Origin of the sequence: Kitasatospora sp. NPDC056651, from assembly GCF_042792155.1 — a bacterium.
GTDB lineage: Bacteria > Actinomycetota > Actinomycetes > Streptomycetales > Streptomycetaceae > Kitasatospora.
This window is the reverse complement of record NZ_JBHTWX010000014.1, coordinates 44,669-68,660: the sequence shown is the minus strand read 5'-3', so window position 1 is coordinate 68,660 and position 23,992 is coordinate 44,669. Positions and strand designations below refer to the sequence as shown.

Here is a 23,992-nt window from a genome sequence, read left to right as displayed (position 1 = left end):
GAACCGCTGCGCGAGGGCAGCCGGCGTTCCTGGGCCAGCCGGTCGTGGCCGCCGGCCCCCTGCCCGGGGAACGAGCCGCCCTGCCCGGGAAGTGCGTAGAGGCCGGGCCCCTCCCAGGAGGGCGGGGCCCAGCCGGAGTCGACCGGTTCGGCGGTCAGGGCTTCTCCCCGCGCCGCACCTGCGGCTTGGGCAGGCGCAGCCGGCGCATCTGGAGGGTGCGCATGATGCCGTAGGCGACGGCGCCGCGGGTGTTCTGCCCGGCGAAGCGCTCGGCCAGCTGCTTGCGCAGGCCGAGGCCGAGGCGGACGAAGTCGAGGACCACGAACACGAAGAACAGCAGGAACAGCAGCGTGGAGAGCAGCTGGATGGCCTGCACCTTGACGATGCTCAGCACCAGGATGACCACGGCGGCCGGCAGGAAGAACTCGGCGAGCGACCAGCGGGCGTCCACGTAGTCGCGGGCGAACTTGCGCACCGGGCCCTTGTCACGGGCCGGCAGGTGGCGCTCGTCGCCGTTCACCAGCGCCTGGCGCTGCTTCTCGCGCTCGACGCGCATCCGCTCGCGCCCCTGGCGGGCGGCCTCCTTGCGGTCCTTGGGGACTGTCACCCGGGTGCGCCGGTTGGCCTCGGCCTCACTGCGCTTGGGGGTGGGGCGGCCCTTCTTGGCCTGCGGGTCGCGGGCCTGGGGCGTCTCGTCCTGCTTCTCCAGCACGGTGGCGGAGGCGGCGGCATCATCTGAACGGCGTCGGAACACACCACCAGCCTACGGGGTGCGGCGGCGCTTCCGGGGGCGCCCTCGGACCCGAACACATATCGGTACCGCGTGGTCGCCGTCCGAATCGGGTTTCCCCGGGCCTTCCCGTAGGGGATCAGTCGGATGGACGATGGGGGGTATGAGGGGCGGATCCACCCGGGGGAGGAGGAAACGCCACTGGTCGCTGTAGCAGTCTTGTTGCAGGCAGGTGCACTGCGGCGACGGGCTCGCTGCACATACACTCGTCGTGTCTGGTAACGAGATAGAGACCGCAGGCCGGAGAAGGGGGCACCCGAGGCCCATGAGCGACGGAATCATGAAGCGTATGGGGCTGATCTTCCGCTCCAAGGCGAACAAGGCCTTGGATCGGGCGGAGGATCCGCGTGAGACGCTTGACTACTCCTACCAGAAGCAGCTGGAACTGCTGCAGAAGGTACGGCGTGGTGTCGCGGACGTCGCGACCTCGCGCAAGCGGCTCGAACTCCAGTTGACCCAGCTCCAGCAGCAGTCGGCCAAGTACGAGGACCAGGGCCGCAAGGCGCTGTCGCTCGGCCGCGAGGACCTGGCACGCGAGGCGCTGACCCGCAAGGCCAACATGCAGTCGCAGATCACCGACCTGGAGACGCAGTACCAGCAGCTCCAGGCCGAGGAGGAGAAGCTCACGCTCGCCTCCCAGCGGCTCCAGGCCAAGGTGGACGCCTTCCGCACCAAGAAGGAGACCATCAAGGCGACGTACACGGCCGCGCAGGCGCAGACCCGCATCGCCGAGTCCTTCTCCGGGATCTCGGAGGAGATGGGCGACGTCGGCCTGGCGATCCAGCGTGCCGAGGACAAGACCGCCCAGATGCAGGCCCGGGCCGGTGCCATCGACGAGCTGCTCGCCTCCGGCGCGCTCGACGACGCGAGCGGTCTCGGCCGCAAGGACGACATCGAGGCCGAGCTGGAGCGTGTCGCCGGCGGGTCCGACGTCGAGCTGGAGCTGGCCCGGATGAAGGCCGAGCTGTCCGGTCCTTCCTCGTCCGGTCCCGCCGCGATCGAGCAGGGCCAGCCGCAGCAGCAGCCCCAGCAGCAGCCGCAGGACACCCCGCGCATCAACTACAACAAGTGATCTGAGTTCGACCCCACGAAACCAGGGAGACGCGCGGCATGATCATGAGGGTCATGGGTGAGGGGCAGTTCGAGGTGGGCGAGGACCACCTGAACCTGCTCAACGAGCTCGACGCCGAGCTCGTCACCGCAGTGGAGTCGGGCGACGAGACGCTCTTCCGTCAGGCCTACGGCAAGCTCATCGACGCGGTGAAGCAGTACGGCACCCCGGTGCCGCTGGATTCGCTGGAGCCGTCGGAGTTGATCCTGCCGAGTGCCGACGCGACGATCGACGAGGTCCGCGAGCTGTTGATGGCCGACGGCGAAGGCGTGATCCCGGGTTTCCCCGAGTAGCACCTGCGACTGCTGCCAGACGAATGGGCGGGCCCCCTCGGTGGGAGGGGGCCCGCCCATTCGTCGTCGCCGACCGGGGGGTTACGGCAGGGCCAGCATCCGGTCCAGCGCGGCCTTGGCGTGCTTCTCGGTCTCCGGGTCGACGGTGATCACGTTCGGCACCCGGCCCTCGACCAGCGACTCCAGCGCCCAGACCAGGTGCGGCAGGTCGATCCGGTTCATGGTCGAGCAGAAGCAGACCGCGCGGTCCAGGAAGACGATCTCCTTGTCCGGGTGCGCCTTGGCCAGGCGGCGGACCAGGTTCAGCTCGGTGCCGATGGCCCACTTGGAGCCGGGCTCGGCGGCGTCCAGCGCCTTGATGATGTACTCGGTCGAGCCCACCATGTCGGCGGCCGCGACGACCTCGTGCTTGCACTCGGGGTGGACCAGGACGGTGACGCCGGGGATCCGCTCGCGGACGTCGTTCACCGAGTCCAGGCTGAACCGGCCGTGCACCGAGCAGTGGCCGCGCCAGAGGATCATCTTCGCGTCGCGCAGCTGCTCGGCGGTCAGGCCGCCGTTGGGCCGGTGCGGGTTGTAGACCACGCAGTCGTCCAGCGAGAAGCCCATGTCCCGCACCGCGGTGTTGCGGCCGAGGTGCTGGTCGGGCAGGAAGAGCACCTTCTGGCCCTGCTCGAAGGCCCACTCCAGGGCGCGCTTGGCGTTGGAGGAGGTGCAGATCAGGCCGCCGTGCTTGCCGGTGAAGGCCTTGATGTCGGCGGAGGAGTTCATGTACGAGACCGGGACGGTCACGTCGGCTATGCCGGCGTCGGTCAGCGCGTCCCAGCACTCGGCGACCTGCTCGGCGGTGGCCATGTCGGCCATCGAGCAGCCGGCCGCGAGGTCCGGCAGGACGACCTGCTGACGGTCGCCGGTGAGGATGTCCGCGGACTCGGCCATGAAGTGCACGCCGCAGAAGACGATGTACTCGGCCTCCGGGCGGGCCGCCGCGTCACGCGCGAGCTTGAAGGAGTCACCGGTGACGTCGGCGAACTCGATCACCTCGTCGCGCTGGTAGTGGTGGCCGAGGATGAAGACGCGGTCGCCGAGCGCGGCCTTGGCCGCCCGGGCGCGCTCGACGAGGTTCGGGTCGGAGGCCGGGGGGAGGTCACCGGGGCATTCGACACCGCGCTCGCTGTTCGGGTCGGCCTCGCGGCCGAGCAGCAGCAGAGCGAGCGGTGTCGGGGTGGGGTCGACGCCGTGGGTCTCGGTGATGGTGGTGGTCACGGGCGGGTGCCCTTCTGTGCGGCCGAGCTAGCGGTGGGGCCTTTTCGTCTAACTGACGCTATCTATGATAACCGGTTGGTGTCGGCGTGACGATGGCCATCCTGTCGATGTGACGAGAACCGCTCGCCGGAAAGGCTCCCTCAGCGGGCCCGGATAGCCAATTCGAGGGTGTCGAGCGTTGTCGAATCGATATTTCGAAGCCCCGGGGTATGGCTGAGCCATGAAGGCAATTGCGATCAACCGCTACGGTGGCCCCGAGGTGGTCGAGTACACCGACCTGCCGGACCCCAAGGTCGGGCCCGACTCCGTTCTGGTGGAGGTCCGGGCGGCCGGAGTGAGCCCGGTCGACTGGAAGGTCCGGGACGGCGCCCTGGACGGCATCCTCGACGCGCACTTCCCCCTGGTCATGGGCTGGGACCTGGCCGGGGTGGTGCGCGCCGTCGGCGGCGGGGTCACCGAGTTCGCCCCGGGCGACGAGGTGTACGGGTACGTCCGCAAGGACGCCGTCGAGCACGGCACCTACGCCGAACTGGTCTCCGCCCCGGTCCGCACCCTGGCCCGCAAACCGGCCGCGCTGGACTGGGCACAGGCCGGCGGCCTGCCGCTGGCCGGGCTCACCGCCCTGCAGGGGCTGCGGGCGCTGCGCGTCGCCGAGGGGGACACCGTCCTGGTGCACGCCGCCGCGGGCGGGGTCGGCCACCTGGCGGTGCAGCTGGCCCGGGCCGTCGGCGCCCGGGTGATCGGCACCGCGGCCGAGCGCAACCACGACTTCCTGCGCGGCCTCGGCGCCGAGCCGGTGGTGTACGGCGAGGGCCTGGCCGACCGGGTCCGCGCGCTCGCCCCCGACGGGGTGGACGCGGCCCTGGACCTGGTCGGCCGGGGCGCCGTCCAGGTCTCGGCCGAACTGGTGGCCGACCCGGGCCGGATCGCCTCGGTCACCGACTTCGGGGTCAAGGCGATCGGCGGCCGGTACGTCTGGGTCCGCCCGGACGCCGCGGACCTCGCCGAACTGGCCGCGCTCGCCGACGACGGCCGGCTCACCGTCACCGTCGCCTCCACCTTCCCGCTGGCCCAGGCGGCCTCCGCCCAGGCGCTCAGTGCCGAGGGCCGCACCCGGGGGAAGATCGTGCTGCTGGTCTAGGGCCTGTCCAGCCCTCCTCGGCAGCGGTGAAGCCGCCGAGGTCATCCGCCAGAATGGTGACAAACCGTTTCGGCGGTGGCCGCCCGTCGCCCGCCGCCGGAGCGCCCCGCCGACCTCCGTACGATCCGTGGAGCCCCTCACCCATGAGCAGTAGCCGAGCGCACGAGGTGGCCGGGGCCGACCTGGACGAGACCGACCGGCTCCTGCTCGCCCGGCTCGGCATCGACGGCCGCGCCTCGTACGCCGAGATCGGCCTCCAGGTGAACCTCTCCGCCACCGCCGTGCGCCGGCGCATCGACCGGCTGCGGGCACGCGGCGTGGTGCGGGGCTTCACCGTGGTGCTCGACCCGTCCGTGCTGGGCTGGCAGACCGAGGCCTTCGTCGAGGTCTACTGCCGCGAGCGCACCGCCCCCGAGGAGATCCTGGCCAGCCTGCGGCAGTTCCCCGAGGTGGTCGCCGCCTGGACGGTCACCGGCGACCCGGACGCCCTGGTGCACCTGCGGGCCGCCGACATGCGCCACCTGGAAGGCGTCATCGAGCGCATCCGGCGCGAACCCGGCGTCCAGCGCAGCCGCTCCTCGGTGGTCCTCTCCCAGCTCATCGGGTGAGCCCTCCCGCTCCGCGCAGGAATCCTGCGCGGAGCGGTTCGAAGACGCTCGAAACCTGCCTGACCAGCCGCGTTCCGACGCGCGGTGAGCCACTCGTGCTGCCTACGCTGATCACGTCCGGTCGTCGCGGTGAAGCGTCCCGCAGACCGGACGCCCCCCGACACCACACGCCGAGAGGGACAGCCGTGTCCGCAGCACCCGACCGCATGCACCGGCCCGACAACGACCTGGTCGACCTGGTCTTCGACTACATGCGGGACCGGCTGCAGTACGACCCCGTCCCGCTCGACCACCCCGGCGACGGCGAGCACCTGCGCGCCCGGCTGGCCGGCCTGCTGAACCAGGACGGCAACAACCCGGCCGACGTGCTCAAGCTCTACGACCACGAGCTGTCCCGCGCGGTCATCTCCGCCGACAGCCCGCGCTACCTGTCCTTCATCCCGTGCGCCCCGACCAAGGCCGCGCTGCTCTTCGACATGGTCGTCTCCTGCGCCTCCCTCCAGGGCATCTCCTGGCTGGAGGCGGCCGGCGCGATCGCCGCCGAGAACCAGGTGCTGCGCCTGATCGCCGACCGCGCGGGCATGCCCCAGTCGGCCGGCGGCACCTTCGTCTCCGGCGGCTCGGCGGGCAACCTCTCCGCCCTGGTCGTCGCCCGCGACACCGCCCGCCGCCGCCTGGGCGTCGGCCCGGAGGCCCGGCTGCGGATCGCCGTCGCCGACCAGGTGCACTCCTCGGTCAAGAACACCTTCAACATCATCGGAGTCGAGGCCTTCAAGGTCCCGGCCGTGAACCGTCGCTTCACCGGCGAGGCCCTGCGCGCCGCCCTCGCCGCGGACCCGAACCCGGAGACGGTCATCGCCGTCGTCGGCACCGCCGGCACCACCAACGAGGGCATCGTCGACGACCTCAAGGGCCTGGCCGAGGTCGCCCGCGAGCGCGACCTGTGGTTCCACGTGGACGGCGCCTACGGCGGCGCGGGCCTGTTCGCCCCGTCGGTGCGCGAGCGCTACGACGGCATCGAGCACGCCGACTCCTTCGTGGTCGACCCCCACAAGTGGCTGTTCGCCCCCTTCGACTGCGCCGCGCTGCTCTACCGCAACCCGCAGCTCGCCCGCGCCGTGCACACCCAGGACGCCTCCTACCTGGACGTCCTGCACACCGAGGGCGACGAGTGGAACCCCACCGACTACGCCTACCACCTGACCCGGCGCGCCCGCGGCCTGCCGCTCTGGTTCTCGCTGGCCGTGCACGGCGTCCAGGCCTACACCGACGCCATCGAGGCCGGCCTCACCCTGGCCCGGAAGACCGCCGAGCTGATCCGCGAGTCCGAGCACCTGGAGCTGCTGTTCGACCCGCAGCTCTCGGCGGTCTGCTTCAAGCGCAAGGGCTGGACCAACGACGACTACTACCGCTGGTCGCAGCAGCTGCTCGCGGACCAGATCGGCTTCGTCACCCCCACCGGCTGGGACGGCGAGACGGTCGCCCGCTTCGCCTTCCTGCACCCGGGCACCACCATGGAGATGGTCGAGGAGATCCTGGACACCATGGTCTGAGCCCGCTCCTCGTCACGGCCCCCACCGGCGCGTTCCGGCGGGGGCCGTACGCCCGCTCACGCCCCACGCGTGTTCACAGGAACGCCCCGCTCGGCAGGTACGGCGTCGGCGGCCGCATCCCGCGCACCCCGACGAAACCACCGGCCCGCGGCGTCAGCCCGACCTCCAGCCCGACGTCCAGCGCCCACTCCTGCTCCGCGGTCAGGTACTCGACCCGCGCCTCGACGCCGTCCGGCACCCGGGCCAGCGCCTCCCGCAGCAGCCGGACGGCGATCCGCCTGCTGGTGGCCGCGAGCAGCCGCACCACGCCGCCGTCCCGGTAGCAGTAGCCGCTGCCGGCCAGCGCGTCGGCGATCAGCAGCTCCTCGAAGTGGCCCAGCATCAGCTCGTGGTCCGGCCCGTGCGCGGACCCGCGCAGCCGCCGGTCCACCGAGTCCAGCAGGTGCAGATGGGTGCTGCTGCCCCGGTGCACCGGGATGTCCCCCGGATCGAGCAGCCCGCTCCGGTCCACCCGCCCGGCCAGCCGCATCGCCGGGTGCAGCGTGAACCCGGCCAGCCGGTAGCGGCGGGCCGCCGCCGGGGAGCCCGAGGCGCAGACCATGCCGCGCAGACAGCCCCGGGAGTGTGCCGCCGCCCGTTCCAGCAGCAGCCGCCCGACGCCCTTGCCCTGCGCGGACGGCCGGACCGCGAGCAGCGAGGGCGCCCACAGGCCCTCCCGGCGGATCGACAGCACCGCCCCGACCGGCTCGCCGTCGATCGAGGCCAGCCAGCAGCCGCCGGGATCGGTGCGCGCCAGGTGCCTGGTCCGGGCCAGCCGCAGCGGCGTCCGCCCCGGCGGGGCCGGGTCCGCCGGGGCGACCTCGCCGAACGCGGCGGCGGAGAGCTCCTGGACGACCTCGGCGTCCGCGGCGGTGTCCCTGACCGGGCGAAGGATCATGAGGACCATCCTGGCGGCCGGTGGGCCGCCGTGGGGCCGGTTCACCCGGATCCACGCCTCGGGCGGTGACCGGGCCCGCCGGGGTGTGCGAGCATGGGGAGCGTAGGGGACCCGGGTGGAACGCCCGGCCCATGGACAACCAGCCGCGAGAAGCCGCAGAAATCCACCACCGCCAGGGAAATGAAACCGGACGGCTGTTGGTTGGCACTGGCGGCAAACCGTCGTCAAAGACCGGGAGAAAGCAGATGACCGTCCAGGACGAGACCACCGTCGAGAGTGGCATCCTCCTTACCGATGCCGCCGCGGCCAAGGTCAAGGCCCTGCTGGAGCAGGAAGGCCGCGAGGACCTGGCGCTGCGCGTCGCCGTCCAGCCCGGTGGCTGCTCCGGCCTGCGTTACCAGCTGTTCTTCGACGAGCGCTCGCTCGACGGCGACGTGATCAAGGACTTCAACGGTGTCAAGGTCGTCACCGACCGGATGAGCGCCCCGTACCTGGGTGGCGCCTCCGTCGACTTCGTCGACACCATCGAGAAGCAGGGCTTCACCATCGACAACCCGAACGCCACCGGCTCCTGCGCCTGCGGCGACTCGTTCAGCTAAGCCCGCTGCGGAAAGGCGGCCCCGGGGATCACCCCGAGGCCGCCTTTCCGTTTCCCCGGGCCCTACTGGGCGGCGCCGTCCGGGGTGACCGGGTCCGGCCCCATGTGCGGGTCGCCCTGCAACGGCAGCTCCTGGCCGCTCGTCCGGTCGACCACGGTCCGCCCGGCCAGCGGCGAGCGCAGGTCGGTCGAGACCGACTGCCGCTTGGCCAGCGCGTTGCACTTCTGCCCCGGCTCGACCGTGGGCGGGCCCGGCACCACCAGCACCTCGACCCGGCCCGGCTGCGACTCGTCCGCCTTCAGCGCGTAGGTGGTGCAGACCCCGCCGAAGAAGTAGACGGTCAGCTTGGTGGTGCCGTCGACCCGGTAGGCGACCGGCGGACGGGCCGGCGCGGCCGACCCGTTCGGGTCCGGCTCGCCCACCGCGATCCCGTTGCCCGGGGGAGTGGACGGGGCCGGCTGCCCGGGCGCGGGCGAGGCCGGGGTGGGCGTGGCGTCGGACGGCTGCACCTGGCTCGGCTGCGCATGGGTCGGCTGCGTGGTGCCCGGGGAAGCGTCCGCGGAGGCCTGCGGGGAGGTGCTCGCCGAGGCGGAGGCGGCGGGCGTGCCGCTCGCCGCCGCGTCCGAGGAGGGCTTCGTGCCCCCGTCGCAGCCGGCCACCGTCACCACCGCCGCCAGTGCCAGGGCCGCCAGGGCCACCACCCGTCGACCGCGCCGGGGCATCGTCTCCAGATCCATCTGCACATCCTCCCGAGGGTTCAGCGGTGCCGCCCGCTCGGCCGCGCCGCGCGGATGTGACGTGCCCCGGACGGATTCGGTTCCGTACCGATCCGGTTCCGTACCGATCCGTTCCGGTGTCAGAACCCGTACTCGGCCATCCCGGCGACCACCCGCCGCGCCCCGGAGGGGACCCGGAAGCCGGCCGGGGCGGGGAGGGCGGGCTCCGGGCCGGCCGCGACCTGCGGCCAGAACCGGCGCAGCCGCCGGGAGGAGTCCACCAGGGCGTCGAGGGACTCGCCGTCGTCCGCCCGCAGGACGGGCACGGGGGAGTGGTCGGTCATCATCGGGCATCGCTCCGATCCAGAGCCGTGGCCACGCTGCCACGGTCGGTGTCGAGGCCACGCGCGGCGGCCTCCTGAGGCCGACCCTAGGCAGCGGTCCGGGCCGCCCACCAGTGCTACCGGGAGGTAGTACACATTCGATGCCGGGGGGTGTCACCATGGCCGTGCGGGCGGCAACTTGCGGCACTCTTGCCTGGGCGCCCGCCGGGGCCCGGTACCGTGGGTGGGTTCACCCCCGCTCGACCGTTGGCCCCGCAGCCACCCTGAGGAGACCTCCCGTGCGTATCGCCGTCGCCGGCTCGATCGCCACCGACCACCTGATGACGTTCCCCGGCCGGTTCGCCGACCAGCTCGTCGCCGAACAGCTGCACACCGTGTCGCTGTCCTTCCTGGTCGACGCCCTGGACATCCGCCGCGGCGGCGTCGCGCCGAACATCGCCTTCGGCATGGGTGTGCTCGGCCTGCGCCCGGTCCTGGTCGGCGCCGCCGGCGCGGACTTCGCCGAGTACCGCAGCTGGCTGGAGCGCAACAACGTGGACTGCGACTCCGTCCACATCTCCGAGACCCGCCACACCGCGCGCTTCATGTGCACCACGGACGAGGACCACAACCAGATCGCCTCGTTCTACACCGGCGCCATGGCCGAGGCCCGCAACATCGAGCTGAAGCCGATCGCCGACCGCGTCGGCGGCCTGGACCTCGTCCTGATCGGCGCCGACGACCCGCAGGGCATGATCCGCCACACCCAGGAGTGCCGCACCCGCGGCTACTCCTTCGCCGCCGACCCCTCCCAGCAGCTGGCCCGCCTGGAGGGCGACGACATCCGCGAGATCGTCGACGGCGCCGCGTACCTGTTCACCAACGAGTACGAGGCCGCGCTGATCGAGAGCAAGACCGGCTGGGACGGCGACGAGCTGCTCGCCCGCGTCGGCACCCGGATCACCACCCTGGGCAGCAAGGGCGTCCGGATCGACCGCAAGGGCGAGGCCCCGATCCTGGTCGGCTGCGCCAAGGAGGAGGCCAAGGTCGACCCGACCGGTGTCGGCGACGCCTTCCGGGCGGGCTTCCTGACCGGCCTGTCCTGGGACCTGGAGCTGGAGCGCTCCGCCCAGCTCGGCTGCATGCTCGCCACCCTGGTGATCGAGACCGTCGGCACCCAGGAGTACGAGCTGCGCCCGGCCGCCTTCCTGGCGCGCTTCGAGGAGGCCTACGGCGCCGAGGCGGCCGCCGAGGTCGGCGCCCACCTGGTCAAGTAGGTTCGGCCCCGCTCCTCAGGAGCGGCGCAGCACGAGGTAGGCCGAGCCCCGGTCGCCGCCGTACTCGGCGGCCGGGGCCTCGCCCGCGTACTCCTGCCCGCGCATCCCGCACCAGGCCGGGATGTCCAGCCGTGCCGCCTCGTCGTCGGCCAGCACGGCGACCGTGCCGCCGAGCGGCACCTCGCCGATCCGCTTGGCCAGCTCGATCACCGGCAGCGGGCAGCGCTTGCCGAGGGCGTCGATCACCAGCGGCGATTCCTCGGCCGCCGGCTCCGACTCCGGCTCCGGCCGCGGCGCCGGCAGGTCCAGCCCGAGCGGCGCCCGGACGCCGGCCACCAGCTCCGGAAGCACCGCCAGGAAACGCTCCACGTCCGCCTCGGCCGTCCCGTACGGCAGCGAGACCCGGACGTTCCCCTCGGTGAGCACCCCCATCGCCGCCAGCACGTGGCTGGGCGTCAGCGTGGACGAGGTGCAGGAGGAGCCGGAGGAGACCGCGAAGCCCGCCCGGTCCAGCTCGGTCAGCAGCACCTCCCCGTCCACGTACAGACAGGAGAAGGTGACGATGTGGGGCAGTCGCCGCACCGGGTCGCCGACCACCTCGACCTCGGGCACCAGCCGCGGCACCCGGGCGCGGATCCGTTCCACCAGCGCGTGCAGCCGGGCGTTCTCCCGATCGGCCTCGGCCCGGACGGCGCGCAGCGAGGCGGCCGCGGCCACGATCGCCGGGACGTTGACGTAGCCGGGCACCCGGCCGCCCTCGCGCTCGTCGGCCGGCAGCGGCGAGGCGTACCGGACCCCCTTGCGCACCGCGAGCACCCCGACCCCGGGCGGGCCGCCCCACTTATGGGCGCTCGCGGTCAGCAGCGACCAGCCCGCCGGGACGTCCACCCGCCCGGCGCTCTGCGCCGCGTCCACCAGCAGCGGGACGCCGGCCTCGGCGCACAGCGCGGCGACCTCGCCGACCGGCTGCACCGTCCCCACCTCGTGGTTGGCGCTCTGCAGCGCGGCCAGCGCGGTGTCCGGGCGCAGCAGCGCGCCGAAGGCCGCCGGGTCGACCCGGCCGGTCCGGTCCACCGGCGCCACCGAGACCTCGCCCCCGTCGGCCTCCCGGCGTTCGGCGACGTGCAGCACGCTGGAGTGCTCCACGGCGGAGTGGACGAAGTGGCCGCCGCGCCGCCGGTTCCCGGCCAGGGCGCCCAGCAGGCCCAGCTGGACGGCCTGGGTGCCGCTGGCGGTGAAGGCGATCTCGTCCGGCCGGGCGCCGAGCACCGCGGCCACCGTCTCGCGGGCGGCGTCCAGCAGCATCCGGGCCTGCCGGCCGGAGCGGTACAGCCGGGCCGGATCGGCCCAGCCCTCGTCCAGGGCGGCGGTCAGGGCCTGCCGCGCGACGGGGTGCAGGGGGGCCGTCGAGGCCGCGTCGAAGTACACGGTCACATTTAACGACACACCCGCCCGCGGCCCGGTCCGGCCGTGCGGCTCACCCGCCGTCAGTGGATCATCCCGAATGTCCGCTTCATCCACGTCCGACGGGCCGTCATGGACGTCCTCCGAGGTCATCCCCCGATCGGGCGTACGGACCTCGAATGCCTACGATGACCTGCGGCGCAGCCACCGCCGGGCCTGATCGGGCTAGCAGGCGGCGCGTTACCGGGGGCTGCCCGTCAGGAGCGCATAAGGCTGGAGTAGGGTTTGGCCCGCATAAGCATTCAAACCGTGCCCGTGGACGGGTCGCCGGGGAGGCTCACACTCCTCCCCGGGGCGACGCGAAGGCGGGCGAGACTTCGGGAAGGCGCTACGTGAGTCCCAACGGCTCCGACCGCTCGCCGCGGCGCACGATGCGGCGGAAGCTGCCTCAGGCGCTGGCACTGGGCCTCGTCATCGCGACCGCCACCGGCTGCTCGGCCAACGACCTCCCCAGGCTTGGCCTCCCGAGCCCCGTCACGAAGGAAGGGCCCATGGTCCTCCAGATGTGGCAGGGCTCCTGGATCGCGGCGCTGGTGGTCGGCGTACTGATGTGGGGTCTGATCATCTGGAGCGTGATCTTCCACCGGCGCAAGCGCACCGGTGTGGAGGTTCCCCCGCAGACCCGGTACAACGTGCCCATCGAGGCGCTCTACACCGCGGTCCCCATCATCATCGTCTCGGTGCTCTTCTACTTCGTCGCCCGCGACGAGTCCAAGCTGATCGCCACCTCCGAGAAGCCGCAGCACTACGTCAACGTGGTGGGCTTCCAGTGGAGCTGGGCGTTCAACTACGAGAACACCGAGCACCCCGACCCGGCCAACAAGGATGCCGCGTACGAGGTCGGTACGCCCAAGGACGCTCCGACGCTCTGGCTGCCGGTCGACGAGACGGTGCAGTTCCGTCTCACCTCGCGTGACGTCATCCACGACTTCTGGCCCGTCAACTTCATGATGAAGATGGACGTCGTGCCGGGCGTGGTGAACAAGTTCGAGGTCACCCCGACCGTCAAGGGCGAGTACATGGGCAAGTGCGCCGAGCTCTGCGGCGTCGACCACTCGCGCATGCTGTTCAACGTCAAGGTCGTCGACCGCGCCGACTACGACAAGCACCTGGCCGAGCTTCGTGCCAAGGGCCAGAACGGCGCGGTGCCCTCCGGCCTCATCGGCATGGGAAGTGAAGAGAAGTGACAATCCTCAACGAGCCCGCCGCGGCCGGCGGGGGCGCCGGTGCCGTCACGGTCGGGGCGCAGCGGACCCGGAAGCCGGGTTCGACCATCATCAAGTGGTTGACCACCACTGACCACAAGACGATCGGCACCCTGTACCTGGGCACGTCGTTCGCCTTCTTCCTGATCGGTGGCATCCTCGCCCTGGTCATGCGCGCCGAGCTGGCTCGTCCCGGGACCCAGATCCTGTCGAACGAGCAGTTCAACCAGGCGTTCACGATGCACGGCACGATCATGCTGCTGATGTTCGCGACGCCGCTGTTCTCCGGTTTCGCGAACTGGATCATGCCGCTGCAGATCGGCGCCCCGGACGTGGCGTTCCCGCGTCTGAACATGTTCGCGTACTGGCTGTACCTCTTCGGCTCGATCATCGCGGTGGCGGGCTTCGTCACCCCGAACGGTGCCGCCGACTTCGGCTGGTTCGCCTACTCCCCGCTGTCCGACGCGGTGCACTCGCCCGGCATCGGCGGCGACATGTGGATCATGGGCCTGGCCTTCTCCGGCTTCGGCACGATCCTCGGTGCGGTCAACTTCATCACCACCATCATCTGCATGCGCGCGCCCGGCATGACGATGTTCCGGATGTCGATCTTCGTCTGGAACACCCTGCTGACCGCCGTGCTGATCCTGCTGGCCTTCCCGGTGCTGGCCGCCGCGCTGTTCGCCCTGGAGGCGGACCGCAAGTTCGGTGCCCATGTCTTCGACCCGGCCAACGGCGGGGCGATGCTCTGGCAGCACCTGTTCTGGTTCTTCGGCCACCCCGAGGTGTACATCATCGCGCTGCCGTTCTTCGGCATCATCAGCGAGATCATCCCGGTCTTCAGCCGCAAGCCGATGTTCGGTTACTCCGGTCTGATCGCGGCCACCATCGCGATCGCCGGTCTGTCGGTGACGGTGTGGGCGCACCACATGTACGTCACCGGACAGGTACTGCTGCCGTTCTTCTCGTTCATGACCTTCCTGATCGCGGTCCCGACCGGTGTGAAGTTCTTCAACTGGGTCGGCACCATGTGGAAGGGCTCGCTGAGCTTCGAGACCCCGATGCTCTGGACGGTCGGCTTCCTGGTCACCTTCCTCTTCGGTGGTCTGACCGGTGTCCTGCTGGCCTCCCCGCCGATCGACTTCCACGTCTCGGACTCGTACTTCGTCGTCGCCCACTTCCACTACGTGGTCTTCGGCACCGTCGTGTTCGCGATGTTCGCCGGCTTCCACTTCTGGTGGCCGAAGATGACCGGCAAGATGCTGGACGAGCGCCTCGGCAAGATCACCTTCTGGACGCTGTTCTTCGGCTTCCACACCACCTTCCTGGTGCAGCACTGGCTCGGCGCGGAGGGCATGCCCCGCCGCTACGCCGACTACCTGGCCTCGGACGGCTTCACCACCCTGAACACCGTCTCGACCATCGGCTCCTTCGTGCTCGGCCTGTCGATGCTGCCGTTCCTCTACAACGTGTGGAAGACGGCCAAGTACGGCGAGAAGGTCACCGTGGACGACCCGTGGGGCTTCGGCCGCTCGCTGGAGTGGGCGACCTCCTGCCCGCCGCCGCGGCACAACTTCCTCACCCTCCCGCGGATCCGCTCCGAATCCCCGGCCTTCGACCTCCACCACCCGGAGATCGCCGCGCTGGACTACCTGGAGAACCACGGTGAGCCGGCCAAGCACCTCGCCGGTGTGACCCCGGCGAAGTACGACGCTCCGCAGCTGGGCAAGGGCAAGAAGGAGGGCGACGCCTGATGAAGGAACAGGGAAAGATCTTCCTGGGCCTGTCCGTCTTCGTGCTGGCCATGGCCGTGACCTACGGCCTGTGGACCAACCACTCGGACAAGGGCATCGAGGCGGCCGGCACCACGGCGCTGTTCCTGGCCTTCGGCCTCTGCGCCTTCATCGGGTACTACCTCGCCTTCACCGCCCGCCGGGTGGACAGCGGCGCGGGTGACAACCCCGAGGCCGAGGTCGCGGACGACTCCGGCGAGCTGGGCTTCTTCGCCCCGCACAGCTGGCAGCCGCTCGCGCTCGCGCTCGGCGGCGCGCTCGCCTTCATGGGCGTGATCTTCGGCTGGTGGCTGATGTTCTGGGCCGCTCCGATCATCCTGATCGGCATCTTCGGATGGGTCTTCGAGTTCTACCGGGGCGAGAACCAGAACCAGTAGGGTTCTCCGCTTCCGGCACCAGGGCCGGTCCTCCCGCACGGGGGGACCGGCCCTGCTGCGTCCCCCGGGGTGACGGCCTCACTCCGGTGGGTGAACCGGGGGTCCCTCGGATGTCGCTTCGCCCGGGCGGGTTCCTACGATCTGATCAATCGTGCGAAACCTTCGGAGGCGGTCATGCCCGACAGACGCGGAATCGCAGCTCTCGGCGGCATCTCGCTGGCCCTCGCAGTACTGGCCCCGCTGGCCGGCTGCACCTCGGGGGAGGGCGACCGCACCACCGGGGGACCGCACCGGATCGACGCGGCCCCGCTGGTCCACCTCTCGGCGGAGGGCAAGGCCGACCCCTCCCAGCCGGTCACCGTGACCGCCGTCCAGGGCAGTCGGCTCACCGACGTCACCGTGGTCGGACCGGACGGCCGGGTGGTCGCCGGGAAGCTCGCCGAGGACCAGCGCAGCTGGCAGACCACCGGCCGGCTGAAGGCCTCCACCGCGTACTCCGTCCGGATCTCCGCCGACGACGGCAAGGGCGGCCGCGGCGACACCACCGCGAAGTTCAGCACCGTCGAGGCCCAGCGCCAGCTCACCGCCAAGCTCGGCCCGGACTCCTCCGGCAGTGGCGTCTACGGGGTGGGCCAGCCGCTCACCGTGCAGCTCTCCGAGGACGTCAAGGACCCGCAGGCCCGCCAGGAGGTCGAGCGGGCCCTGACGGTCAGCTCCCAGCCCGCCGTCAACGGCGCCTGGTACTGGGTGGACGACAAGAACCTGCACTTCCGCCCCGAGGACTACTGGCCGGCCGGTACGACCGTCTCGCTGGCCTTCGACGGCACCGGCAGCCGGATCGCCGACGGCCTCTACGGCGGCGACCGGAGCTCGCTGAAGCTGCGGATCGGCGAGCGGGTGGAGTCGGTGGTCGACGCGTCCGCCCACGTGCTCACCCTCAAGCGCGGCGGCGAGGTGCTGCGGACCATCCCGGTCACCACCGGCAAGCCCGGCTTCGACACCCGCAACGGCGTCAAGGTGGTGCTCGGGCAGGAGCGGTCGGTCCGGATGAACGGGGAGACCATCGGCATAGCGGCGGGCAGCTCGGAGGCCTACGACCTGGACGTGCAGTGGGCCACCCGGGTGACCTGGAGCGGCGAGTACGTCCACGCGGCGCCCTGGTCGGTCGGCTCGCAGGGCCTGGAGAACGTCAGCCACGGCTGTACCGGCATGAGCACCGAGAACGCGCAGTGGTTCTACCAGCACACCCGGGTGGGGGACCTGGTGACGGTGGTGAACAGCCGCGGCGGCGCGATGGAGCCCTTCGGCAACGGCTTCGGGGACTGGAACGTCGGCTGGACGGACTGGCTCAAGCACAGTGCCTCCGGACAGCCCGTCAGCACCACCGCGCCGGCCTCCCAGTCCCCGGCCTCGGGGATGATCCGCCCCGAGCTCTGACGGGCCGGCCCCTAACGCTCCTGGTAGGCCAGTCGCAGGGCGGTGTCCACGGCGGCCAGGGCCTCCGCGGCGGAGAGGCCCAGCCGGCTCGCCCGGGCCGCGTACTCGGCGGCGGCCTCGGCGGCCAGCCGGTGGGCGGCGTCCCCGGTGGCGGCGATCAGCGTGCCTCGCCGTCCGTGGGTCTCCACCACGCCGTCCGCCTCCAGCTCGCGGTAGGCCCGGGCGACGGTGCCGGCGGCCAGCCCCAGCTCCTCGGCCAGGGCCCGGACGGTGGGCAGCTTCAGCCCGGTCGGCAGCTCGCCGGAGCGGGCCCGCTCGGCGATCTGGGCGCGGATCTGCTCGTACGGGGGAGTGGCGGAGGCGGGGTCGACGGAGAGCTGCACGGGGGCTCCTGGTGGCGCGGGCGGCGGGTACACAAAGGCCCGAGGGCCGCTGACCAGATGAACTCTGGTCAGCGGCCCTCGGGGTGACGCGGTGGTGCCTACGGGATCAGTGGTGGCCGTGGCCGCTGGTGATCTCGTGGTGCTCCTCGGAGGTCGGCTTGGGGATCTGGCTGCCCTCGCCGTAGAAGCCGCGGGAGAGCTTGGCCTGGGCGCGGGTGAGGGCGCCGGCCTTGCGGGCCACGCCGTTCTCGTCCGTCTGGGCCGGCAGCTCGATCGGCTGGTTCTGCTCGTGCGCGGTGAGCTTGTGCAGGTCGCCCTGCGGCAGCTGGGCGTGCACCTCGACGAACTCGCCGTGCGGCAGGCGCTTGATGACGCCCGTCTCGCGGCCGTGCAGCACCTTCTCCTTGTCACGGCGCTGGAGGCCGAGGCACCAGCGCTTGGTGATGATGAAGACCGCGACCGGGACGACGAAGAAGCCGACGCGGACGAAGTAGGTGATCGCGTTGATCGACAGGTGCAGGTGGGTGGCGAACAGGTCGTTGCCACCACCGATCAGCAGCACCAGGTAGAGGCTGATCCAGGCGGCACCCAGGGCGGTGCGGACCGGGGCGTTGCGCGGGCGGTCCAGGATGTGGTGCTCGCGGTTGTCGCCGGTGACCCAGCTCTCGATGAACGGGTAGACCGCGATGGCGACCAGGACCAGCGGGAAGATCATCAGCGGGACGAAGACACCCAGGTTCAGGGTGTGGCCCCACAGGCCGATCTCCCAGCCCGGCATGACGCGGATCAGGCCCTCGGAGAAGCCCATGTACCAGTCGGGCTGGGCGTCGGTCGACACCTGGTCCGGACGGTACGGGCCGACCGACCAGATCGGGTTGATCGTGGCGATCGCCGAGATGGCGGCGATGATGCCGAACACCAGGAAGAAGAAGCCACCGGCCTTGGCCATGTAGACCGGCATCAGCGGCATGCCGACGACGTTCTTCTCGGTCTTGCCCGGGCCCGCCCACTGGGTGTGCTTGTGGTAGAAGACCAGGATCAGGTGCGCGACCAGCAGGCCGAGCATGATGCCGGGGATCAGCAGCACGTGGATGGTGAAGAACCGCGGGATGATGTCGTGGCCGGGGAACTCGCCGCCGAACAGGAACATCTGGATGTAGGTGCCCACCAGCGGGACGGCGAGGATCGCGCCTTCCATGAAGCGGATACCGGTACCCGACAGCAGGTCGTCCGGCAGCGAGTAGCCGAAGAAGCCGTCGAACATGCCCAGGACCAGCAGCAGGAAGCCGAAGACCCAGTTGATCTCACGGGGCTTGCGGAACGCGCCGGTGAAGAACACGCGCAGCATGTGCACGAGCATCGCGGCCACGAAGACCAGGGCGGCCCAGTGGTGGATCTGGCGGATCAGCAGACCGCCGCGGATCTCGAAGCTGATGTCCACGGTGGAGGCGTACGCCTCGGACATCGGGAGGCCCTTGAGCGGCACGTACGAGCCGTCGTAGACGACCTCGGCCATCGAGGGCTTGAAGAACAGCGTCAGGTAGACACCGGTCAGGATGATGATGACGAACGTGTAGAGGCAGATCTCGCCCAGCATGAAGGACCAGTGGTCCGGGAAGATCTTCCGCAGGTTGGCCTTGGCGAGGGAGTAGATCCCCACCCGGCCGTCCGTCCAGTCAGCCGCGGCTTCCCACTTGTTGGCGGGCTTCTCACGCGTGCTGGAGGGCTTGGCGGCACCGGTCGTGGTGCTGCTCGCGCTACTCATCGAGCACGCTCCCAGTAGCTCGGGCCGACGGGCTCAGCGAAGTCGCCGGTGGCGACCAGGTTGCCCTTCTCGTCAGTAGTGATCTTCAGCTGCGGCAGCGGGTGGCCGGCCGGGCCGAAGATGACGCGGGCGCCGTCCGCCAGGTCGAAGGTCGACTGGTGGCAGGGGCAGAGCGCGTGGTGGGTCTGCTGCTCGTACAGGCTGATCGGGCAACCGACGTGGGTGCAGATCTTCGAGTAGGCGAGGATGCCCTCGAAACCCAGATCCTTGGACTTGTCGTCCTTGATGTCCTCGGGCGCGATGCGGACCAGCATCAGGGCGTCCTTGGCGATCCGCTGCTGGAAGTCCTCGCTGTGCGTGGACAGGCCCTCCGGCATGGCGAAGGTCAGCGAGCCGATGGTGATGTCCTCGGGCTTCATCGGCTGCATGGTGTTCATGTTGATGAGCGGCAGCGGCTTGGCCTCGGTCGCCTCCTTCCAGCCGGTCTCCTTGAGCTTCTTCTCGGGAAGCGGGCCGAGGTCACGGAGCAGGACCACGCCGGAGAGCGGGACCAGCGCCATGGAGCCGATCAGGGTGTTGCGGATCATCTTGCGGCGGCCGAAGCCGGACTCGCCGGCGCCGGTCTTGAACTGCTCGATGACGTCCGCGCGGACCTCGTCGGAGGCCTCGATCGGGTGACGCTCGGCGGGCAGCTCGACGTCCGACATCAGGGTGCGGGCCCAGTGGACCGCACCCGCGCCGATCATGAACAGCGCGACGCCCAGGGTCAGGCCGAGCGCGAAGTTCAGCGCGCTGACGTGACCGAGCGGGAAGATGTAGACGATCTTGTCCGGGTCGATGGCCACGTACGAGGCGATGAAGCCGATGGTGGCGAGCATCGAGACCACGAACATCAGCGAGACCTGGCGCTCGGCACGCGACGCGGCCTTCTCGTCGATGTCGGTGCGACGGGGCTCGTGGGCCGGCAGGCCCGGGTCGGCGAACGGGCTGCCGTGGTCGGCGACCTCGCCGGCGGAGCCGTGGGGCTCCGGGAGCTTCTCTTCTGACATGTCGTGGCTCATGACTTCTTGGCCTTGGTGGTGTGGGCGGCGACCCAGATCGCGACCGCGATGAGCGTGCCGAGGCCGAAGATCCAGCCGAACAGACCCTCGGTCACCGGACCGAGGCTGCCCAGGGTGAGACCGCCGGGGTTGGGCTCATCGTTGGTGGTGTGGCGGACGAAGGCCACGATCTGCTTCTTCTGCTCCTCGGGCATGGTGGTGTCCGGGAACGACGGCATGTTCTGCGGGCCGGTCTGCATGGCCTCGTAGATGTGCTTGGCGTCCACGCCCTCGAGCGACGGGGCGTACTTGCCCTTGGTCAGGGCACCGCCCTGGCCGGAGAAGTTGTGGCACTGGGCGCAGTTGGTGCGGAACAGCTCGCCACCCTTGGACAGGTCCTCGGGGTTGGTCGAGGTGTACTGCTCCTCCTTCGGGGTCACCGGGCCGGGGCCGAGGGAGGCGACGTAGGCGGCGAGCTGGTCGATCTCGCCCTGCGAGTAGATGTTCTTCTTGCGCGGGACCTGGGCGCCGGGCTGCTGGGCCGGCATGCGGCCGGTGCCGACCTGGAAGTCGACAGCGGCCGAGCCGACGCCGACCAGGCTCGGACCGTCGCTGCTGCCCTGGCCGTTCAGGCCGTGGCAGGAGGAGCAGCCCACGGAGAAGAGCTTCTTGCCCTCATCGATCGCGAGCGACTGCGCGGCGACCTCGGCCTGCGCCTTGTCGGCGGGCGCGAACGCGGCGTACAGCCCCCCGGTTGCCGCCAGGGCGAGAAGTAGGACGACCAGCGCCGCCAATGGGTGGCGCCGTCGTGCGGAGAGCTTTTTCACGGAATAACCCCGGTGTCAGGATCTGGTCGACTGGTGGGTGCACCCGGCGGCCGGTCTGGCCGGCACGAGGCTGCCCGTCTAGGGCTGCGCGCGCGGTCGGTCGGTGGGAGCGTCGGCACCGGCAGAAGCGGCCCGTCGCCGGTGAGGGCGGGGGCCGCAGCCGGTGGCCAGCGACCTGATCAGCTGGTTACTTGATCAGGTAGATGGTCGCGAACAGGCCGATCCACACGACGTCGACGAAGTGCCAGTAGTACGACACGACGATCGCGGCGGTGGCCTGCTCGTGCGTGAAGCGCTTGGCTGCGTACGTCCGTCCCAGGACCAGCAGGAAGGCGATCAGACCACCCGTCACGTGCAGCCCGTGGAAGCCGGTGGTCAGGTAGAACACCGTGCCGTACGGGTCGGAGGACAGCGACAGGCCGTCCTTCTTGACCAGATCGGTGTACTCGAAGACCTGGCCGCCGATGAAGACCGCGCCCATGGCGAACGTGAGGATGAACCACGCCCGGAGCTTCTTCACGTCACCGCGCTCGGCCGCGAACACGCCGAGCTGACAGGTCAGCGAGGAGAGCACCAGGATGGTGGTGTTGACCGAGGAGAAAGGCACGTTGAGGGCGTGGGCCTTCTCGGTCCAGAACTCCGGCCCCTTGACGGAGCGGAGCGTGAAGTACATCGCGAAGAGGGCCGCGAAGAACATCAACTCGGAACTGAGCCAGACGATCGTTCCGACGCTGACCATGTTCGGCCGGTTGACCGATCCGTGCGCGTGCCCGGTTTCTACTGCTGTTGCTGTCGCCACGACGGACATTATGTCGGTCCCTTATTCCGTCTTCACGTCGGGGGGTGTCCCTCGGAGTGTCCGGTGCGTGCGGTATGCCCGCTTGGCGGCCGGTGGAGGGTCCGGACGGGAGCTGAGCAGCGGAGCGTCCCTTTTCTGATGGTTCCTCGGAGCAGCTTACGACCCCCTTGCCCAGCGCGTCGTTGCACGGTCGGAGCAGTCCCGGGAGATAAGGGAGAGCGCCCCCGGGTCGGCCGTACGGGTGGACCGGGCGGGGTCGGGTGACGGGCCGTCCTCCGGGCGGGTGAGCCCGGGGCGCGACGGCCGAGGGGGATCCTGCGCGAGGGGGACTCGGCGGCGGGTGATCGGGAGTAGCATCCGGATCAGGCGAACGTGGTCCGGATCACACTTGAGGGAGCAGGGCCCATGGCGTACACGACCGATGAGACGCTCACCGTCCTCGTCTACAGCGACGACCGCAACACCCGCGAGCAGGTGCTGACGGCGCTCGGCCGTCGGCCCGCCGAGGATCTTCCGGAACTGTCCTACCTGGAGTGCGCGACCACCCCCGCGGTGCTCAAGGCGCTGGAGAAGGGGGGTGTGGACCTCTGCCTGCTGGACGGAGAGGCGGTGCCGGCCGGCGGGCTGGGCCTCGGGCGCCAGCTCAAGGACGAGATCTACGGCTGCCCGCCGGTGCTGGTGCTGATCGGCCGGCCGCAGGACTCCTGGCTCGCCGCCTGGAGCAGGGCCGACGCGGCGATCTCCCGCCCGGTGGACCCGGTGGCCCTGGCCGAGGCGGTGGCCACCCTGCTGCGGGCCCGGCTGGCGAAGCGCGCTCCGGCGGTCCGCTGACCGCGGCCCCGGCGGTCGTCGGAAGAACAAGGGCCGGAAGAACAAGGGTCGGAAGAACAAGGGGAGAAGCGACCGCTTCGCTCGATAGGCTGGCTCCATCCGTACGGACGTCCCCCCGGAGCGGGGGAACCGACAACAGCTGGAGTCAGCCATGGTGAACGTGAACCCTGCGAACGGCGGTAGCGACCCCGCGCAGGTGGTCCGCTCCTGGCCGGACATCCTGACGGCGCTGTTGAAGGGGGAGGACCTCGACCGCTCGTCCACCGCGTGGGCGATGGGCCGGATCATGAGCGGCGAGGCGTCCCCCGCCCAGGTGGCCGGGTTCATGGTCGCGCTGCGGGCCAAGGGCGAGTCGGTCGAGGAGATCAGCGGCCTGGTCGACGCGATGTACGAGCACGCCGAGCCGCTGGACATCCCCGGCCCGGCGGTGGACATCGTCGGCACCGGCGGCGACCGGGCCAAGACCGTCAACATCTCCACCATGTCGGCGATCGTCGCGGCGGCCGCCGGGGCCAAGGTGATCAAGCATGGCAACCGGTCGGCCTCCTCCACCAGCGGCTCCTCGGACGTGCTGGAGAAGCTCGGGGTGGCGCTGGACCTGTCGGCCCGGCGGGTGGCCGAGGTGGCCGAGGAGGTCGGGCTCACCTTCTGCTTCGCGGCGAAGTTCCACCCCTCGATGCGGCACGCCGCCACCGCGCGGGTCGACCTCGGGGTGCCGACTGCCTTCAACATCCTCGGCCCGCTGACCAACCCGGCGAAGGTCACCGCGCACGCCATCGGCTGCTTCGACACCCGGCTGGCCGGGCTGATCGCCGGGGTGCTGGCCCGGCGGGGCGCGACCGCGCTGGTCTTCCGCGGCGACGACGGGCTGGACGAGCTGACCATCACCACCACCTCGCAGGTGTGGCTGGTGCGCGACGGGGTGGTCACCGAGACCACCTTCGACCCGAGGGACGTCGGCATCGAGCTGGTCGGCATCGAGGCGCTGCGCGGGGCGGACGCCTCGTACAACGCCGAGGTGGCGCGGCGGGTGCTGGCGGGCGAGCACGGGCCGGTGCGGGACGCCGTCCTGCTGAACACGGCCGCGGCGCTGGTGGTGCTGGACCTGGGCGAGGCGCCGCTCGCCGAGCAGCTGGCGGCGGGCATGGAGCGCGCCGCGAAGGCGATCGACTCCGGCGCGGCGCGGGACCTGCTGCGGCGCTGGTCGGAGGCCACCAGCCGTTCCTGAGACGGTACTTGGAAGCCCGTGCCGGTACGCCGGTGCGGGCTTCCATGCTGTGTCCGGATACTGGACGGCCGTTTGACCGCCCGCTGGACGGGACCTAGAGTCTTCGCCAGGTCATGAGTGACAGCGCCAAGCCCCAGCTTGCTGTCCGGCAACCCTCCGTCCGTGGCGGGGTGCCCTGGGTGAGGACCGGGTCGTCACGGCAAACCGTCCGTGCGACAAGCGCGGACAC

The 23,992-nt window shown here is 70.8% G+C and carries 24 protein-coding genes and 1 riboswitch; of the genes, 13 read left to right on the top strand and 11 right to left on the bottom strand.

What is annotated here, in order from left to right; translation table 11 throughout:
• Nucleotides 1–154: 154 nt before the first annotated feature.
• Entirely contained in the window at nt 155–754 is a 600-nt protein-coding gene (locus ACFRAR_RS08635; RefSeq protein ID WP_380696258.1) for a DUF3043 domain-containing protein, read from the bottom strand.
• Between the two features lie 301 nt (nt 755–1,055).
• On the opposite strand from ACFRAR_RS08635, the gene ACFRAR_RS08630 reads away from it, so the two are divergent.
• Nucleotides 1,056–1,862 (top strand): PspA/IM30 family protein, encoded by an 807-nt coding sequence (locus tag ACFRAR_RS08630; RefSeq protein ID WP_380696256.1) that lies wholly within the window; start codon nt 1,056–1,058, stop codon nt 1,860–1,862.
• A 38-nt stretch (nt 1,863–1,900) separates the two neighbouring features.
• Entirely contained in the window at nt 1,901–2,194 is a 294-nt protein-coding gene (locus tag ACFRAR_RS08625; RefSeq protein WP_380696254.1) for a hypothetical protein, read from the top strand.
• Between the two features lie 81 nt (nt 2,195–2,275).
• Here ACFRAR_RS08625 and nadA read toward each other — a convergent pair whose 3' ends face one another.
• A complete protein-coding gene (nadA, locus tag ACFRAR_RS08620; protein WP_380696252.1) occupies nt 2,276–3,460 on the bottom strand; it encodes a quinolinate synthase NadA in 1,185 nt (394 codons plus the stop codon).
• Nucleotides 3,461–3,680: 220 nt separating this feature from the next.
• Here nadA and ACFRAR_RS08615 point away from each other — a divergent pair, with 220 nt between their 5' ends.
• The 3 genes from ACFRAR_RS08615 (at nt 3,681) to ACFRAR_RS08605 (ending at nt 6,762) form a co-directional block, all read left to right on the top strand.
• The gene (locus ACFRAR_RS08615; protein ID WP_380696250.1) at nt 3,681–4,601 is read left to right on the top strand and encodes an NADP-dependent oxidoreductase; all 921 of its coding nucleotides are present in this window, start codon (nt 3,681–3,683) and stop codon (nt 4,599–4,601) included.
• Between the two features lie 143 nt (nt 4,602–4,744).
• Nucleotides 4,745–5,209 (top strand): Lrp/AsnC family transcriptional regulator, encoded by a 465-nt coding sequence (locus tag ACFRAR_RS08610; protein WP_380696248.1) that lies wholly within the window; start codon nt 4,745–4,747, stop codon nt 5,207–5,209.
• A 185-nt stretch (nt 5,210–5,394) separates the two neighbouring features.
• Nucleotides 5,395–6,762, top strand: a complete 1,368-nt coding sequence (locus ACFRAR_RS08605) for a pyridoxal phosphate-dependent decarboxylase family protein (protein ID WP_380696246.1) — start codon at nt 5,395–5,397, stop codon at nt 6,760–6,762.
• Between the two features lie 73 nt (nt 6,763–6,835).
• Here the strand turns inward: ACFRAR_RS08605 and ACFRAR_RS08600 are convergent, their stop codons facing one another.
• A complete protein-coding gene (locus tag ACFRAR_RS08600; RefSeq protein ID WP_380696244.1) occupies nt 6,836–7,699 on the bottom strand; it encodes a GNAT family N-acetyltransferase in 864 nt (287 codons plus the stop codon).
• A 245-nt stretch (nt 7,700–7,944) separates the two neighbouring features.
• Here ACFRAR_RS08600 and erpA point away from each other — a divergent pair, with 245 nt between their 5' ends.
• A complete protein-coding gene (erpA, locus tag ACFRAR_RS08595) occupies nt 7,945–8,298 on the top strand; it encodes an iron-sulfur cluster insertion protein ErpA (RefSeq protein ID WP_380696242.1) in 354 nt (117 codons plus the stop codon).
• A gap of 62 nt (nt 8,299–8,360) precedes the next feature.
• On the opposite strand, the gene ACFRAR_RS08590 is transcribed toward erpA, so the two are convergent.
• Complete coding sequence (locus tag ACFRAR_RS08590) at nt 8,361–9,035, bottom strand: hypothetical protein (protein WP_380696240.1); 675 nt, start codon at nt 9,033–9,035, stop codon at nt 8,361–8,363.
• Between the two features lie 119 nt (nt 9,036–9,154).
• Nucleotides 9,155–9,361, bottom strand: a complete 207-nt coding sequence (locus tag ACFRAR_RS08585) for a hypothetical protein (RefSeq protein WP_380696238.1) — start codon at nt 9,359–9,361, stop codon at nt 9,155–9,157.
• A gap of 275 nt (nt 9,362–9,636) precedes the next feature.
• Here ACFRAR_RS08585 and ACFRAR_RS08580 point away from each other — a divergent pair, with 275 nt between their 5' ends.
• The gene (locus tag ACFRAR_RS08580) at nt 9,637–10,614 is read left to right on the top strand and encodes a carbohydrate kinase family protein (protein ID WP_380696236.1); all 978 of its coding nucleotides are present in this window, start codon (nt 9,637–9,639) and stop codon (nt 10,612–10,614) included.
• A 15-nt stretch (nt 10,615–10,629) separates the two neighbouring features.
• Here the strand turns inward: ACFRAR_RS08580 and ACFRAR_RS08575 are convergent, their stop codons facing one another.
• Nucleotides 10,630–12,042, bottom strand: a complete 1,413-nt coding sequence (locus ACFRAR_RS08575) for a cysteine desulfurase/sulfurtransferase TusA family protein (protein WP_380696234.1) — start codon at nt 12,040–12,042, stop codon at nt 10,630–10,632.
• 368 nt (nt 12,043–12,410) lie between these two features.
• On the opposite strand from ACFRAR_RS08575, the gene coxB reads away from it, so the two are divergent.
• The 4 genes from coxB (at nt 12,411) to ACFRAR_RS08555 (ending at nt 16,890) form a co-directional block, all read left to right on the top strand.
• Entirely contained in the window at nt 12,411–13,265 is an 855-nt protein-coding gene (gene coxB, locus ACFRAR_RS08570; RefSeq protein WP_380696232.1) for a cytochrome c oxidase subunit II, read from the top strand.
• Nucleotides 13,262–15,037 carry a cytochrome c oxidase subunit I gene (ctaD, locus tag ACFRAR_RS08565; protein ID WP_380696230.1) on the top strand — a complete coding sequence of 592 codons (1,776 nt, stop codon included), beginning with the start codon at nt 13,262–13,264 and terminating at the stop codon, nt 15,035–15,037. Before coxB ends, ctaD begins: the two co-directional genes overlap by 4 nt.
• A complete protein-coding gene (locus ACFRAR_RS08560; RefSeq protein WP_380696228.1) occupies nt 15,037–15,453 on the top strand; it encodes a cytochrome c oxidase subunit 4 in 417 nt (138 codons plus the stop codon). The genes ctaD and ACFRAR_RS08560 overlap by 1 nt, the downstream gene beginning before the upstream one ends.
• A gap of 174 nt (nt 15,454–15,627) precedes the next feature.
• Nucleotides 15,628–16,890: an Ig-like domain-containing protein gene (locus tag ACFRAR_RS08555; RefSeq protein WP_380696226.1), complete on the top strand. Its 1,263-nt coding sequence runs from the start codon at nt 15,628–15,630 to the stop codon at nt 16,888–16,890.
• A gap of 11 nt (nt 16,891–16,901) precedes the next feature.
• Here the strand turns inward: ACFRAR_RS08555 and ACFRAR_RS08550 are convergent, their stop codons facing one another.
• The 5 genes from ACFRAR_RS08550 to ACFRAR_RS08530 form a co-directional block, all read right to left on the bottom strand.
• A complete protein-coding gene (locus ACFRAR_RS08550) occupies nt 16,902–17,273 on the bottom strand; it encodes a GntR family transcriptional regulator (RefSeq protein ID WP_380696224.1) in 372 nt (123 codons plus the stop codon).
• 106 nt (nt 17,274–17,379) lie between these two features.
• The gene (locus ACFRAR_RS08545; RefSeq protein ID WP_380696222.1) at nt 17,380–19,038 is read right to left on the bottom strand and encodes a cytochrome bc complex cytochrome b subunit; all 1,659 of its coding nucleotides are present in this window, start codon (nt 19,036–19,038) and stop codon (nt 17,380–17,382) included.
• Complete coding sequence (locus tag ACFRAR_RS08540) at nt 19,035–20,087, bottom strand: Rieske 2Fe-2S domain-containing protein (RefSeq protein WP_380696220.1); 1,053 nt, start codon at nt 20,085–20,087, stop codon at nt 19,035–19,037. The genes ACFRAR_RS08545 and ACFRAR_RS08540 overlap by 4 nt, the downstream gene beginning before the upstream one ends.
• Before the next feature lie 8 nt (nt 20,088–20,095).
• Complete coding sequence (locus ACFRAR_RS08535) at nt 20,096–20,905, bottom strand: c-type cytochrome (protein ID WP_380696218.1); 810 nt, start codon at nt 20,903–20,905, stop codon at nt 20,096–20,098.
• A gap of 187 nt (nt 20,906–21,092) precedes the next feature.
• Nucleotides 21,093–21,713: a heme-copper oxidase subunit III gene (locus tag ACFRAR_RS08530; protein WP_380696216.1), complete on the bottom strand. Its 621-nt coding sequence runs from the start codon at nt 21,711–21,713 to the stop codon at nt 21,093–21,095.
• A gap of 396 nt (nt 21,714–22,109) precedes the next feature.
• Here ACFRAR_RS08530 and ACFRAR_RS08525 point away from each other — a divergent pair, with 396 nt between their 5' ends.
• Nucleotides 22,110–22,535 carry a hypothetical protein gene (locus ACFRAR_RS08525; protein WP_380696214.1) on the top strand — a complete coding sequence of 142 codons (426 nt, stop codon included), beginning with the start codon at nt 22,110–22,112 and terminating at the stop codon, nt 22,533–22,535.
• 151 nt (nt 22,536–22,686) lie between these two features.
• Nucleotides 22,687–23,763, top strand: a complete 1,077-nt coding sequence (gene trpD, locus ACFRAR_RS08520) for an anthranilate phosphoribosyltransferase (protein ID WP_380696212.1) — start codon at nt 22,687–22,689, stop codon at nt 23,761–23,763.
• 109 nt (nt 23,764–23,872) lie between these two features.
• A riboswitch (SAM riboswitch) is annotated at nt 23,873–23,991 on the top strand.
• Nucleotide 23,992: the final 1 nt, after the last annotated feature.